The organism is Microbacterium panaciterrae, assembly GCF_039541635.1.
In the GTDB taxonomy this organism is placed as follows: domain Bacteria; phylum Actinomycetota; class Actinomycetes; order Actinomycetales; family Microbacteriaceae; genus Microbacterium; species Microbacterium panaciterrae.
This window is the reverse complement of sequence record NZ_BAABGP010000013.1, coordinates 199,229-214,203: the sequence shown is the minus strand read 5'-3', so window position 1 is coordinate 214,203 and position 14,975 is coordinate 199,229. Positions and strand designations below refer to the sequence as shown.

The 14,975-nt window shown below is 71.4% G+C and carries 10 protein-coding genes; 6 read left to right on the top strand and 4 right to left on the bottom strand.

Annotated features, from left to right (window positions below; all coding sequences use genetic code 11):
* The first annotated feature begins 292 nt into the window (after nt 1-292).
* From mfd to ABD882_RS10015, 4 genes are read left to right on the top strand one after another with little or no spacing between them, the layout of a single operon-like run.
* Nucleotides 293-3,877, top strand: a complete 3,585-nt coding sequence (gene mfd, locus ABD882_RS10030; RefSeq protein WP_345186540.1) for a transcription-repair coupling factor — start codon at nt 293-295, stop codon at nt 3,875-3,877.
* Entirely contained in the window at nt 3,874-4,434 is a 561-nt protein-coding gene (locus ABD882_RS10025) for an NUDIX hydrolase (protein WP_345186537.1), read from the top strand. Before mfd ends, ABD882_RS10025 begins: the two co-directional genes overlap by 4 nt.
* A 29-nt stretch (nt 4,435-4,463) precedes the next feature.
* A complete protein-coding gene (locus tag ABD882_RS10020) occupies nt 4,464-5,060 on the top strand; it encodes a gamma carbonic anhydrase family protein (RefSeq protein WP_345186535.1) in 597 nt (198 codons plus the stop codon).
* 36 nt (nt 5,061-5,096) lie between these two features.
* Nucleotides 5,097-8,078 (top strand): aminotransferase, encoded by a 2,982-nt coding sequence (locus ABD882_RS10015; RefSeq protein ID WP_345186533.1) that lies wholly within the window; start codon nt 5,097-5,099, stop codon nt 8,076-8,078.
* 60 nt (nt 8,079-8,138) lie between these two features.
* Here ABD882_RS10015 and gdhA read toward each other — a convergent pair whose 3' ends face one another.
* Both gdhA and ABD882_RS10005 read right to left on the bottom strand, forming a co-directional pair.
* A complete protein-coding gene (gene gdhA, locus ABD882_RS10010) occupies nt 8,139-9,470 on the bottom strand; it encodes an NADP-specific glutamate dehydrogenase (RefSeq protein ID WP_425563358.1) in 1,332 nt (443 codons plus the stop codon).
* 150 nt (nt 9,471-9,620) lie between these two features.
* Nucleotides 9,621-12,221, bottom strand: coding sequence for a phosphoenolpyruvate carboxylase (locus ABD882_RS10005; RefSeq protein ID WP_345186566.1), 2,601 nt, complete (start codon nt 12,219-12,221; stop codon nt 9,621-9,623).
* Nucleotides 12,222-12,429: 208 nt separating this feature from the next.
* Here ABD882_RS10005 and ABD882_RS10000 point away from each other — a divergent pair, with 208 nt between their 5' ends.
* Nucleotides 12,430-13,683, top strand: coding sequence for a Na+/H+ antiporter NhaA (locus tag ABD882_RS10000; protein ID WP_345186530.1), 1,254 nt, complete (start codon nt 12,430-12,432; stop codon nt 13,681-13,683).
* Nucleotides 13,673-14,359 carry a nucleoside triphosphate pyrophosphohydrolase gene (locus ABD882_RS09995; RefSeq protein ID WP_345186528.1) on the top strand — a complete coding sequence of 229 codons (687 nt, stop codon included), beginning with the start codon at nt 13,673-13,675 and terminating at the stop codon, nt 14,357-14,359. Before ABD882_RS10000 ends, ABD882_RS09995 begins: the two co-directional genes overlap by 11 nt.
* A 10-nt stretch (nt 14,360-14,369) precedes the next feature.
* On the opposite strand, the gene ABD882_RS09990 is transcribed toward ABD882_RS09995, so the two are convergent.
* Both ABD882_RS09990 and ABD882_RS09985 read right to left on the bottom strand, forming a co-directional pair.
* Entirely contained in the window at nt 14,370-14,705 is a 336-nt protein-coding gene (locus tag ABD882_RS09990) for a type II toxin-antitoxin system PemK/MazF family toxin (RefSeq protein WP_345186526.1), read from the bottom strand.
* Nucleotides 14,698-14,925 (bottom strand): hypothetical protein, encoded by a 228-nt coding sequence (locus ABD882_RS09985; protein ID WP_345186524.1) that lies wholly within the window; start codon nt 14,923-14,925, stop codon nt 14,698-14,700. The genes ABD882_RS09990 and ABD882_RS09985 overlap by 8 nt, the downstream gene beginning before the upstream one ends.
* Between the last annotated feature and the right edge of the window lie 50 nt (nt 14,926-14,975).

Here is a 14,975-nt window from a genome sequence, read left to right as displayed (position 1 = left end):
CACCACGTACGGGAATGGGCCGACGGCGGCCCCACCCACACCAGCAACGGTGTGAGCCTCTGTTGGCACCACCATCGCACCCTCGACACGTCCGGATGGGCCATCCGCATGCGACACGGTGTCCCCGAGATCCGCGGACCCCACTGGTGGGACCCCTACCACGCGTGGCGCAGACCCCGACACCACGGCGCGGCAAGACCCGCAGCTGAAACGCTCGCCGACGCACTCGGACCACCAGGACCGTGAGCCGCCCTGCAAGCCCGGTGTCGGCGGCGGCGCATAGACTCGTCCGGTGACTGTGCAGGGGATCATCCGCGCTCTGGAAGAGGAGGCGTCCGGATTCCGCGACGCGCTGAGCTGGGCGCAGACCGACGCCGACCTGCTCGCGAGCAGCGGGATGGACGCGCCGACCGTCGCCGGCCTCCTGGAACGTCGTGCCGCCGCAGGCCGACCGGCCACTCTTCTCGTCATCGCGCCGACCGGCCGACGGGCCGAATCCCTCGCCGCAGCGCTCGGCTCCTACATGCCCGCCGCCGAGATCCTGTCCTTCCCGGCGTGGGAGACGCTGCCGCACGAGCGGCTCAGCCCGAGCCCCGACACGGTCGGCCGCCGCCTCGAGGTGCTGCGCCGGATGCGGATCTGGACCGGGAAGCGCCCGCTCGTGGTCGTCGCCTCGGTGCGTGCGGCGCTGCAGCCCGTCGCCGCGGGCCTCGGCGACGTCGAGCCGCTCGAACTCGCCGTCGGCGGGCGGGGCTACGACCTCGACAGCGTCTCCGCCTCCCTCGTCGAGCGGGCCTATTCACGCGTGGACATGGTCTCGCGGCGGGGCGAGTTCGCCCTGCGCGGCGGCATCCTCGACGTCTTCCCGCCCACCGCCGAACATCCCTCCCGGGTGGAGTTCTTCGGCGACGAGGTGGATCAGATCCGGCTGTTCTCGGTCGCGGATCAGCGCTCCCTGCCCACGGAGATCACGGCGGTGGCGCTGCCGGCGAGCCGTGAGCTGCTGTTGACCGCCGAGGTGCGAGCGCGCGCGGGCGCCCTCGTCTCCGCCTTCCCGGGGATCTCCGGGATGCTGCAGAAGATGTCCGAGGGGATCCCGGTGGAGGGCATGGAGTCGCTCCTTCCCGTCGTCGCCGGGCCCGTGGTGCCGCTGACCGACTACTTGCCGGAGAACTCCGCCGTCGCTCTGGTGGATCCGGAGCGTTCCAGCGCCCGTGCGGCGAGTCTCGGCGAGACGAACCGCGAGTTCCTCGACGCGGCGTGGAGCGCCGCGACCGCGGGGGCGTCCGCGCCGATCGATCTGCAGACGGGCGACTTCCTCTCCGTGGGCGAGCTGCGCGAGGCCGTGCACGACCGCGGCGGCGTGTGGTGGCGGCTGAGCGCCTTCGACGCCGGATCCGATGATGTGTCCTTCGAGCAGGGGACCGACGGCGTCTCCGCCGCTCCCATCCCGTCGTTCCACGGCAACGTGGACGGCGCCATCGACTTCACCGCCGCCCGCGTCGCCGACGGCTGGCGTGTCGTGGTGGTCGCCTCCGGACCCGGACTCGTCGACCGGGCGCGCGACGTGCTCGCCGATCGCGGTGTCGCCGCGCGCGTCGTGGACGCCCTTCCCGAGATCCCCGATTCCGGAGTCGCCACGCTCGTCACCGGGTCGATCGAGGCCGGCTTCCAGATCGCCGACGCGAAGATCGTCGTCATCACCGAGAACGAGTTCTACGGCCGCACGATCGGCGGTGACACCCGTGTCGTGAAGAGGCTCGCGTCCCGGCGCAAGAACGTCGTCGATCCGATGCAGCTGAAATCCGGCGATTTCGTCGTGCATCAGACGCACGGCATCGCCCGTTTCGTCGAGATGACCCAGCGCGAGGTGTCCTCCGGCGGGCGCAATCCCGTGAAGACCACGCGCGACTACCTGGTGCTGGAGTACGCGCCGTCCAAGCGCGGCTACCCGGGCGACAAACTCTACGTCCCGACCGACCAGCTCGACCTGCTCTCGAAGTACGTCGGCGGCGAGGCGCCCACCCTGTCGAAGATGGGCGGCAGCGACTGGTCCGCGGCCAAGGGCAAGGCGCGCAAGGCCGTGCGCGACATCGCCGTCGAGCTGGTCAAGCTGTACTCGGCGCGGATGTCGGCGAAGGGCTACGCGTTCGGACCGGACACGCCCTGGCAGCGCGAGCTGGAGGAGGCGTTCCCGTTCGCGGAGACGCCCGACCAGCTGCAGACGATCGACGAGATCAAGGCCGACATGGAGCGGCCGATCCCGATGGATCGCCTGCTCAGCGGCGATGTCGGCTTCGGCAAGACCGAGGTGGCCGTGCGGGCGGCGTTCAAGGCGATCCAGGACGGCAAGCAGGTCGCGATGCTGGTGCCGACCACGCTGCTGGTCAAGCAGCACCTCGAGACGTTCAGCGAGCGCTTCGCGGGCTTCCCGGTGAAGGTGCGCCCGCTGTCGCGTTTCCAGACCGACAAGGAAGCGCGGCTCACCCTCGACGGTCTGACCGACGGATCCGTCGACATGGTGATCGGCACGCACCGGATCCTCACCGACCAGGTGATCTTCAAGGACCTGGGGCTCATGATCATCGACGAGGAGCAGCGCTTCGGCGTCGAGCACAAAGACACGCTCAAGAAGATGAAGACCAACGTCGACATCCTCGCCATGAGCGCGACCCCCATCCCGCGCACGCTCGAGATGGCGGTCACCGGCATCCGCGAGATGTCGACCCTGCAGACCCCGCCGGAAGACCGGCACCCGATCCTCTCCTTCGTCGGCCCGAAGAGCGACAAGCAGCTCGCCGCCGCGATCCGGCGGGAGATCCTGCGCGAGGGCCAGATCTTCTACGTGCACAACCGGGTGCAGTCGATCCAGCGGGCGGCCGCCGAGCTCGCCGAACTCGTGCCGGAGGCGCGGATCGCGGTCGCGCACGGCCAGATGGGCGAGCACCAGCTGGAGCAGGTGGTGGACGACTTCTGGGAGCGCAAATTCGACGTGCTCGTCTCGACGACCATCATCGAGACCGGCCTCGACATCTCGAACGCCAACACGATCATCATCGACCGGGCTGATCGGTACGGCTTGTCGCAGCTGCACCAGCTGCGCGGGCGGGTAGGCCGTGGCCGCGAACGCGCCTACGCCTACTTCCTGTACGACGAGATGAAGCCGCTCTCGGAGACGGCCGCCGACCGGCTGCAGACGATCGCGGTGAACAACGATCTCGGATCCGGCATGCAGGTGGCGCTGAAGGATCTCGAGCTGCGCGGCGCCGGCAACATGCTCGGCGCGGAACAGGCCGGACACATTGCCGGAGTCGGTTTCGACCTGTACCTGCGGATGATCGGCGAGGCGGTCGCGACCTTCCGCGGCGAGGAGACCGAGACAGGCGCCGAGCTGCGCCTGGAGCTGCCGGTGGACGCACGGATCCCCGATTCGTACATCGACAGCGAACGCCTGCGTCTGGAGGCGTATCAGAAGCTGTCCTCCGCGGCGACGGCGACGGCGGCCGAGGATGCCATCGACCACGTCGTCGAGGAGCTCACAGACCGCTACGGCACGCCGCCGGACGAGGTCGCCGGTCTCGTGTCGATCGCCCGACTGCGTCGTCGCGCCGCGCGCGCCGGGCTCACCGATGTCGTCGCGATGGGCTCGAACCTGCGCGTCGCGCCCGCGCGATTCGAGGACTCGATGAAGGTGCGCGTGCAGCGGCTCTATCCGCAGGCGAAGCTCATCGGCGGCGGGGACGCGCTCGTGGTGCCGATGCCGGGTGCGGACAGGGCGGATCCGCTCGAGTGGACGACCCAGCTGCTCACGGCGCTGTTCCCGGAGCCTGTTGCCGCAGCCGCAGCCGCGGACGTGCCGGCGGAGGCTGCCCGGTGAGCGCTCCCGAGCAGCGCTGGCGCTGGCTGTCCACCCGCGAGCGGCATCGCGGGCGGGTCCGAATCGACGCCGACGAGGTCGAGCTGCCCGGGGGAGAGCGCCTCACCTACGAGGTCGACCGCAGCGTGCCGTACTCGGTGGCCGCCCTCGTGGTGCTCGGTGACGAGGTGCTGCTGAGCCGGCAGTACCGCTACGCGATCGACCGCTGGATCCTGGATCTTCCGGGCGGGGGCGGCAGCCTCACGGAGTCGCCCGAGGACGCCGCCCGCCGCGAGCTCGAGGAGGAGCTCGGGCTCGTCGCCGAAGACCTGATCCCGCTGCACACGTTCTCCCTGAACCCCGGGCGCGCGGTGTGGCCGACGCACCTGTTCTTCTCGACGGAGGTACGGCGCGGACACGCGTCGCTCGACGATCCGGCCGAGCAGGTGCGGCTCGTGCGCATGCCGCTCGCGGAGCTGGATCGCCTCATCGCGGAGGGCGAGATCCTGGATTCCGCGCTGCTCGTGGCACGCATGATGGCCGCCGCGAAGGGTCTGCTACCGCCCGTCGGGGCCTGAGCGGCGGTCGCCGGCACTACGCTCATCACATGATCTACGAGCACCTCGGGGCTCGGCCCCGCATCGACGACACCGCGGTCGTCGCGCCGTCCGCCGTGATCTCCGGCGACGTCACGATCGGCCCGAACTGCCAGGTGCTGCACGGCGCGGTGATCACCGCCGAGGGCGGCCCGATCACGCTCGGCGAGCACGTGATCGTGATGGAGAACGCGCTCATCCGGGCGACGGCGGCGAACCCCGTGCACATCGGCGACCATGTCCTGGTCGGCCCGATGGCGAGCATCTCCGGGGCGACGATCGCCGACGAGGTCTTCCTCGCCACCGGGACCAGGATCTTCAACGGCGCCCGCATCGGGGAGCGCAGCGAGGTGCGCATCAACGCGGTCGTGCATCTGCGCACCACGCTGCCGCCGGAGACCGTGGTGCCGATCGGCTGGGTGGCGGTGGGCGATCCCGTGCTGATCCTGTCGCCCGAGCGGCACGAGGAGATCTGGGAGGCGCAGCACGAACTCGATTTCCCGGGCTACGTCTTCGGGGTGGATCGCTCGACGCCCGATCTGATGGTGCAGCTGACCGAGCGGTATGCGCGGTCGCTGGCGCGGCATTTCGACGACCACGCGCTCTGACGCGCCCACCACAGACCGACCGCAGGAGGGGCCTCCGTGTCCGAGCAGCCATCCGGGGGACTCGTGCGCCCCGACGTCTCCGCCGAGGAAGCCGCCGAGATCGCGTTCGAGCGCTACGGGATCGTCGCGACGGCCGCCGAGCTGGGCAGCAACCAGGACCGCAACTTCGTGCTCATGGAGCCGGACGGATCCCGCAGCGTGCTGCGCGTGGACAATCCGGTGTTCCCCGACAGCGCGCGCGAGGCCCAGCATGCGGCCCTCGACGCCTATCGGTCCGCGGGTGTCGCGGTGCCGGCCGTGCTGCCGGGGCTCGACGGTGCGCTCACCCAGCGCTGGAACGGGTTCGCGGTGCGCCGCAGCGCCTTCGCCGAGGGCGACCCGATGGTGGACGTCGGCTACTTCGCACCGGTCGTGCTCGCGGAGTTCGGATCCCTCGCCGCAGCCTCGGTGAACGCGCTCGCCGGGCTCGCCCATCCGGGTCTGGACCGTCCGCAGATGTGGGACATGCGGGTCGCTGCCGATGAGGTGCGGCGCCTGGCCCCGTCGATCGCGGATCCGGCCCTCCGCGCACAGGTGCTCGCACGTACGGAGGACGCCGCGCTGATGCTGTCTGCGGTCGCGGAGCGGCTTCCGGTCCAGCCGATCCACGGCGACCTCACCGATGACAATGTCACGGGCGTGCGCGGCGCCGACGCCCGGCTGCATCCGCATGTCGTGCTCGACCTCGGCGATCTCGCGCTGGGCTGGCGCGTCGCCGAGCTCGCCGTGTGCGCCTCCTCGATGCTGCACCATGAGCCGGAGCGTCCCCTGCGGGTGCTCGAGACCATTGCCGCGTTCCATGCCGCGGCGCCGCTCAGTGCGGCGGAGGCGCGCGCGGTCTGGCCGCTCATCGTGCTGCGTGCGGCGCTGCTCGTGGCGAGCGGCTGGCGTCAGCTCGAGATCGACGGAGGCAACGACTACGCCCGGGAGCGGATCGCGGGCGAGCAGGCGATCTTCGACGCCGCCACCCGGGTCGACCCCGTGATCGCGACCGAGCTCGTGCTGGACAGGCTCGGATTCGAGTCGACCGTCCCGGCCGCGCCGGAGCCGTTGAGCGGCGAGGATCCGGCCCCGCTCGCCTCCCTCCTGCCGAGCCTCGTGGGCGACGTGGTGATCCTCGATCCCGGGGTGGAATCCGCCGCGCTCGCCGCAGGCGCCTGGCTCGAGCCCGACGCCGAGCGGCGCCTCGTCGAGATCGCGATGGCTGCAGGGGCCGCTGCTGCGGTCATGCCGTATGGGGTCTCTCGGCTCACCCGGACCAGGATCGACAGCGCCGAGGCGGCGGCGACCTGGCCGACCGGGACCGCGATCCATCTGCCCGCGGGAGCGGCACTGCCGGTCACGGCTCCCGCGGCGGGCCGGGTGCGGGACGCCGAACCCGGGCGCGTCAGGATCGCACTGTCTGAGGCGTGGCTGCTCGAGGTCGCGGGAGTGGACGGCCCGCACGCGGGCGGCGTCGACGTCGGAGCCGGAGCGGAGATCGGGGTCGTGTCGGCCAGCGATGATCCGCGCACGATCGTGGTGCAGGTCGTGGCGACAGGAGCGCCGGCGCCTCGGGTCGATGACCTCGACGCGCCGCTCGTCTCACCGGAGCAGGTCCCGGCCTGGCGTCGATTCAGCGCCGACCCCGCGCAGTGGCTCGGGCTCGTCTCGCGGGCCGGGTCGGACGAGGCCTCCGTCGAGCTCGCCCGGCGTGAGCGCATCTTCTCGCGGGCGCAGGAGCGCTATTACGAGCGCCCGCCGCAGATCGAGCGCGGGTGGCGGCACCACCTCGTCGACACGACCGGCCGCGCCTACATCGACATGGTCAACAACGTGAGCGGGCTGGGGCACGGGCACCCGGGTGTCGCGGACGCCGTGGACCGGCAGATCCGGATCCTGAACACGAACTCGCGGTTCCTGTACCGCGCGCTCGCCGAGTACAGTGAGCGGCTGCTCGCCCTGCTCCCACCGCGCCGTCCGGACGAGCCGGGCGAGCCTCTCGACACGGTGCTGCTGGTGAACAGCGGATCCGAGGCGGTCGACCTCGCCCTGAGGCTCGCGCAGGTCGCGACGGGGCGGAAGACCGTGGTCGCGCTGCGTGAGGCCTATCACGGCTGGACCATGGCGAGCGATGCGGTGACGACGAGCGCCTACGACAACCCCGACGCCCTCGCGACCCGCCCGGACTGGGTGCACGTCGCGGATGTGCCGAACCGGTTCCGCGGCACCTACCGCGGCGAGCACACGGGGCCGCGCTATGCCGCCGACCTCGGGGCAGACCTCGACCGGCTCGCGGCCCAGGGGCGCCCTGCGGCGGCGTTCCTGTGCGAATCGGTGCTCGGCAACGCCGGCGGCGTGCTGCTGCCGGACGGCTACCTCGCCGACGCGTACGCGCGGGTCCGCGCGGCGGGCGGGCTCTGCATCGCGGACGAGGTGCAGGTCGGGTTCGGACGGATGGGATCGAGCTTCTGGGGTTTCGAGCAGTCGGGGGTGGTCCCGGACATCATCACGATCGCCAAGCCGATGGGCAACGGCTTCCCGATCGGCGGCGTGATCACCTCGCGGCGCATCGCGGATGCCCTCGCGACGCAGGGGCAGTTCTTCTCGTCCGCGGGCGGGAACCCGCTCAGCTGCCGCGTCGGGATCGCCGTGCTCGACGCGATGGCGGCGGAGGGGCTGCAGGAGAACGCGCGCGTCATCGGCGCCCGCCTCGTCCGCGGCTTCCGCGACCTGGCCGCGCGGCACCCCCTGATCGGCCCGGTGCACGGCGAGGGCCTGTATCTCGGCGTCGAACTCGTGCGGGATCGGGACAGCATGGAGCCGGCGGCCGCCGAGGCCGCGGCGATCTGCGAGCGGCTGCGCGAGCTGGGAGTCATCGTGCTGACCACGTCGGAGCGCTCGAACGTGCTCAAGATCAAGCCGCCGCTGTGCCTCACCGCGGACAGCGCCGATGCCGTCGTCGCCGCGCTCGACCGGGTCCTCACCGAAGGCTGGTGAACGCGCCGCGCGGCGAGGGCCCCGTCCGAAGCGATCCGGTCGGGGCCCTCGTTCAGAAGGTCAGATGACGCCCTGGGCGAGCATAGCGTTGGCGACGCGTTCGAAGCCCGCGATGTTCGCCCCCGCCACGTAGTCGCCCGGCGCCCCGTAGCGCTCGGCGGCGTCGAAGGCCGCGTGATGGATGTCGCTCATGATGTCGCGCAGCCGGCGCTCGCTGTCATCGAACCCCCAGCGCTGCCGTGCGGCGTTCTGGCTCATCTCGAGGGCCGAGGTGGCCACGCCGCCCGCGTTCGCGGCCTTGCCCGGTGCGAACAGCACGTCGCTCTGCTGGAACGCGGCGACGGCCGCCGGCACGCAGGGCATGTTGGCGCCCTCGGAGACGGCGCGCACCCCGTTGGCGATGAGAGCTTCGGCGTCCGCCCCGCTCACCTCGTTCTGCGTGGCGGACGGCACCGCGATGTCCACCGGGACCTCCCAGACGCTGCCCCCCTCGACGAAGCGAGCACTCGGCCGGCGCTTCGCGTACTCGACGATGCGACCGCGCTCGACCTCCTTGATCTGGCGGAGCAGGTCGACGTCGATCCCTGCGTCGTCGACGACGTAGCCGGAGGAGTCCGACGCGGTCACCGCCGTCGCACCCAGCTGGGCGGCCTTCTGGATCGCGTAGATCGCGACGTTGCCGGATCCGGACACGCCGACGCGCTTGCCCTCGAGGGACTCGCCGTGCACGGCGAGCATCTCCTGCGCGAAGAACACCGCCCCGTAGCCGGTGGCCTCGGTGCGCACCTGCGCACCACCCCAGCCGATGCCCTTGCCGGTGAACATCCCCGACTCGTGGCGGTTGGTGATCTTGCGGTACTGGCCGAACAGGTAGCCGATCTCGCGGCCGCCCACCCCGATGTCGCCCGCGGGGACGTCGGTGTGCTCGCCGAGGTGACGGTACAGCTCGTTCATGAACGACTGGCAGAAGCGCATGACTTCGGCGTCGCTCCTGCCGTGCGGGTCGAAGTTGGACCCGCCCTTGCCGCCGCCGATGCCCTGGCCGGTGAGCGCGTTCTTGAAGATCTGCTCGAAGCCGAGGAACTTGATGATCGAGATGTTCACCGAGGGGTGGAAGCGCAGACCGCCCTTGTACGGACCCAGCACCGACGAGTACTGCACACGGTAGCCGCGGTTGACGCGGAGCTTGCCGCTGTCGTCGACCCACGGCACCCGGAAGATCACCTGGCGCTCGGGCTCGACGAGGCGCTCCAGCACGCCGGCGTCGACGTAGTCCGGGCGGCGTTCGAGTACCGGACCGATGGAGTGCAGCACCTCGTGCACGGCCTGATGAAACTCGGGCTCGTTCGGGTTCCACGCCCGCACGTCGTCGAAGATCGGCTGGGCGAGCACGGAGAGGGGATGGAAGTCGGAGGTGTCGTTTTCGGTCACGCGGGGATGCTTTCAGGACGAGGATGACAAGGGGGCGCGGGCGATCGTGTCGTGCGCGGTGCGCCGGATGCGGCGGAATTCCCCACTCTAACGGCAGGGCTCCGGAGCGGATCAGCCGGTGTTCTGCAGCCCGGCCGCGACGCCGCTCACGGAAAGCAGCAGCAGGCGCTGCAGATCGGGGTCGGGGGAGGGGGCGTTCTCGTCCGCGGCGCGGAGGGCGCGCAGGGCCCGGAGCTGCAGCAGCGACAGGGCGTCGACGTACGGGCTGCGCATCGCGACCGCGCGCTGCAGGATCGGCTTGTTCTGCAGCAGGCGCTCGCCGCCGGTGATCCGGATCACCCAGGAGCGGGTGCGCTCCAGCTCGTCCAGCACGAGGGCGGCGAGGTCGTCGCGGTCGCCGAGCGCGAGGTAGCGGCGAGCGATGCGCGGATCCGTCTTCGCCAGGCTCATGGCGACGTTGTCGATCATCGTGCGCAGCAGTGGCCACTCGCGGTAGGCGGTGCGCAGCAGCTCCTCGTCGCCGACCGCCTCGAGCGCCGTGCCGAGGCCGAACCAGCCGGCGAGGTTGATCCGCGCCTGGGTCCAGGCGAACACCCACGGGATCGCACGGAGATCCTCCAGGGACTCCACGGACAGGCCGCGGCGCGCGGGGCGCGAGCCCAGGGCGAGCAGCCCGATCTCCTCCATCGGAGTCACCCGGGCGAACCAGGGCGCGAAGCCGTCCGCCTTCACGAGCGAGAAGAAGCACTCCCTCGACGCGCGGTCCATGACCGAGGCCACCTCGGCGTATCGTGCGGCGGCGGCGCTGTTGCGCTGCTCGACGCCGGGGGAGGAGGCGAGCAGCGTGGCGGCGGCCACCTGGTCGATGTGCCGCATCGCGATCGCGGGCTCGCCGTAGCGCGCGAAGATGACCTCGCCCTGCTCGGTGAGCTTGAACCGGCCGTCGACGGAGTGCGGCGGCTGCGCCAGGATCGCGGAGTTCGCGGGGCCGCCACCGCGGCCGAGCGCGCCGCCGCGGCCGTGGAACAGAGTGAGCTCGATGTGCTCCCGTTGTGCCCACGCCGCGATCTCGGCCTGCGCCTCGTAGAGGGCGAGGTTGGCGGCGACGGGCCCGACGTCCTTCGACGAATCGGAGTAGCCGAGCATGACCTCCAGGCGCCGGCCGGTCGCGGCCAGGCGCGCGGTGAACGCCGCGTCCTCGACGATCTCGGCGAGGATCCGGGGAGCCGCCTGCAGATCGGCGAACGTCTCGAACAGCGGCACCACGTCGAGCACCGGAGGCTCGCCGTCGCACGCGTACTGTGCGAGGCGATGCACGTTCGCGAGATCCTGCGCGGACTGCGTGAACGAGACGACATACCGGCCCGCGGCGCGCGGACCATAGGTGCGCTGGATCTCCCGGACGGTGCGGAACACCGCGAGGACCTCCTCGGTCTCCGCACTCATCGGCCCGCCGGCGTCGAGTTCGGCCAGGGCGCGCCGGTGCACCTGGGAGTGCTGGCGCACCTCCAGCTCGGCGAGGTGGAACCCGTACGTCTCCACCTGCCAGATGAGGTGCTGCACGCCGCCGAACGCATGCCGGCGGGCGCCTGCGGCGGCGAGCGAGGCCTGCACGGTGCGCAGGTCGGCGAGCAGCTGCTCCGGATCCGTGTAGCCGCTCTCCTCGCCGCGCCGGGTGGCGGCGACGCGGTGCGCGAGCAGCAGCACCACGCGGCGGTGCGGCTCCGAGGGGGAGCGGGTCGCCGCGTCGGCGGCGTCGTCCGGGAAGGCCGCGCTCAGCGCGTCCCAGAGCGTCAGCACGTCCGCCGACGGCGGGGTGCCCTCGGCGTCGAGCGTCAGCGTGCGCCCGATCCGCTCCAGCGAGCGCTCCAGTCCGCGCAGCACGTGGTCGGCCGCGATCCCGGAAGCCTCGCGGGTCACGGCGGCGGTGACGAACGGATTGCCGTCCCGGTCTCCGCCGACCCAGGATCCGATCCGCACGAACGCGGGGACGATCGGCGCCGAGGATCCCGACTCCTCGCCGCGCAGCGCGTCGTCGATGCGCCGGTAGACATGCGGGACCGTCGTGAACAGCGTCTCGTCGAACACGCTCATGACCGTGCGGACCTCATCGGTCGGCGCCGGCTTCTGCGCCCGCAGCGGGGCGGTGCGCCACAGCGTGTCGACCTCTTCGAGCATGCGGCGGCGGGCGCGGTGCGCGTCGGCGCCGCCGGGGACGGCGGCGTCGTGCTCGCTGAGCAGTTCGGCCAGCCGGCGGATGCTCGACGAGACCGCCCGACGGCGCGCCTCCGTCGGGTGCGCGGTGAAGACGGGATGGAAGCGCAGTGCGCCGAGGCGGTGGCGAGCCTCCTCCTCGCCGACCTCGGCGGTGAGCTGCGCGAACGCCCCGGCGAGGGTGTCGGCTCGCGGTTCGGTCCCCGAGGCTCTCGAAGGGTCCGGCCGTTCGCGCAGGACCCGCACGCGCTGGTGCTCCTCGGCGAGGTTCACGAGGTGGAAGTAGGCGGTGAACGCGCGCGCGACCTCGTCGGCGCGCTGCACCGTGAACTCGTCGGCGATGCGGGTGGCACGCTCGAAAGCTTCGGCCGATTCATCGGCGTAGGCCTCGATCGTGGCCTGGCGGAGGCTCTCGACGCCGTCGAACAGGTCCTCTCCGCCGGATTCGCGCAGCACCTGGCCGAGCAGCGCGCCGAGCATGCGCACGTCGGCGCGCATCGCCTCGGGCAGCTCGCGCCCTGCTTCGAATCGCTCGGCGATGCGGATGGCTTCGGTAGGGGTCGTGTCGGGGGTCACCGTTCGAGAGTAGACCGGGCGTCGCGTACCGGAGGAACGCGTGACGTCGCGGGACGACCTGAGACGGCGCTTCTCACGGTCGGCATATCCGCGTCCATCCCACCGCGATACGGTGAAGGGGATGAGCCGCATGACTCGCCCTCTCCGATCCGCGCAGTTCCCCGCGATCCTGCTCCTGGCCGCCGCCGGGCTCGGGCTGCTGTTGGCGAACCTGCCCACGCACGACGCGCTCGCGGGGGTGCTCGATGCGCACCTCGCCGTCCCCGGTACCGGCCTCGATCTGTCGGTGTCGCACTGGGTGTCGGACGGCGTGCTCGCGATCTTCTTCTTCGTGGTGGCGCTGGAGCTGCAGTACGAGCTGACCCGCGGAGACCTGCGCAGCGTGCGCGCCGCGATCCAGCCGGCGATCGCCGCCGCGGGCGGGATCCTGGTGCCGATCGCGATCTACCTCGCGATCGCGGGCTCCTCGACGGGCTCCGGGTCGAGCGCCACCGGCTGGCCGGTGCCGACGGCGACCGACATCGCGTTCGCCCTCGGCGTCCTCGCCGTGTTCGGGCGCGGGCTGCCCACGGCCGTGCGCGCCTTCCTGCTCGCGCTCGCGATCCTCGACGACATCGTCGGGATCGTGTTCATCGCCGTGCTGTTCGCGCACGGGCTGAACGTGCTGCTGCTCGTGCTCGGCCTCGTCGCCGTGGCCGTGTTCGCCGTGCTCAGCCGGACCCTTCGACAGGCTCAGGGACCCCGCGGGCGGCGCAGCCGCCCTGTCATCGTCGTGCTGATGGTGCTCGTCGGCGTGATCGCGTGGGGCCTGTTCGCCGCCTCCGGGGTGCACGCGACGATCGCCGGGGTGCTGCTCGGTCTCGTGATGGCTCCGCGGCCCGCGGATCGCACGCGGCATGCTCTGGAGCCGTGGGTGAACGGCCTCGTGCTGCCGCTGTTCGCGTTCGTCGCCGCGTTCGTGGTGATCCCGCAGGTGCCGCTCGATGCGCTGTCGCCCGCATTCTTCGGGATCCTCATCGCGCTCCCTGTCGGCAAGATCGTCGGGATCGCCGCGTTCGGGGCACTCGCGATGCGGATCCGACCGCGGGGCACCGCGCCCGCGATCCGCTTCCCCGACCTGCTCGCGGCGGGCGCGCTCGGCGGCATCGGGTTCACGGTCTCGCTGCTGCTCGCGAAGCTCGCGTTCGCCGACGCCGGAGTGCGCGACGAGGCGATCCTCGCGGTGCTGCTCGGTTCGATGATCGCGCTCGTGCTCTCGGCGGTGCTGGTCTCGTGGCGGGCGCGGCGGCACCGTGCTGCGGGCGACCCGGAGGAGGACCTGGACGAAGGAGCGTTCGAGGTCGGCGGCGAGGATGAGGGCGAGGAGGGCTGGGATGAACGCTGAGGATCCGGACGAGGTCGGCGCTGCGATCGATCCGCTCCGCTCCGCCGCCGAGGTCATGCGCCAGGTGCGCGAGCGCTGCGTGTGGTCGCAGGCGATGACGCACCGCGCGCTGCTGCCCTATCTCGTCGAGGAGTCGTACGAACTCATCGACGCGGTCGAGCGCGATGATCGCGCCGAGCTGCGCGAGGAACTCGGCGATCTGCTCTGGCAGGTGCTGTTCCACGCCGCGATCGCCGCGCAGGATCCGGATGACCCGTTCGACATCGACGACGTCGCCCGCGCGCTGGCCGAGAAGATGACCCGACGGCACCCGCACGTGTTCGGCGACGCGATCGCCCGCACGCCGGAAGAGGTGCTGGTGCACTGGAACGCGGCCAAGGCCGCGGAGAAGCACGAGCGTCGCAGCGTCCTGGACGGCATCCCGCCCGGGATGCCCGCTCTGGCGCTCGCGCAGAAGGTGCTCGGCCGCGCACATCCGGCCCCTGTGCCCCCTCCGATCCCTGAGCCTGTCGAAGGGCCCGCGGCCGCTCTGGCCTCCGAGGCAGAGCTCGGCGATGCGCTGCTCGGCCTGGTCGCGACCGCGCGCGCGAACGGCTGGGACGCCGAGCGCGCGCTGCGCGAGCGGATCCGGATCCTGGAGGACGAGATCCGCGCGACCGAGGCGCCCGCCGGCTGAGCGCGTCGCCTCAGAGGTCAAGGAAGTCGCTGATCCAGCCTCGGATCGCACGCAATGTCCACGGGTCGATACGGCCGATGCGATCGGCGATCCGCTCGCGCGAGACGGTGCGGATCTGTTCGGTCATCGCCCAGGAGTCGCGAGGCAGTCCGATCTCGTGCAGGGGCACGTGATTCGACCACCCGCGATCGACGGACGTCACCGGAACGACTGCCACCAGTGTGTCCGCGAGCATCAGATGCGCCGTGCCCGAGACCACGACGACCGGCCTGCGACCGGACTGCTCCCGACCCGCCGTCGGGTCCAGGAACGCCCAGATGACGTCGCCGGGGTTCAGCTCAGCCATTCTCGAGCGTGTCCCACCAGGCCGTCTCCTCGCGATACGAGGCCAGCAGCTCGGGCGGTGTCGCCGCGATCTCCTGTCGTAGACGCTCGAAGCGCCGCTCGCGCTCGCCGCGTTCGACGAGGTACTCGATCTGCTCACCCAGCGTGCGGTGCTCGGCGGCGGCCTGCTCCTTGAGGAGATCGCGCACCTCGCGAGTCACTTTGATCGTCGTGAGAGTCATACATCGAGGATACCTGAAGTCATACCGGATGGACCTGGAAGAATGGGCCC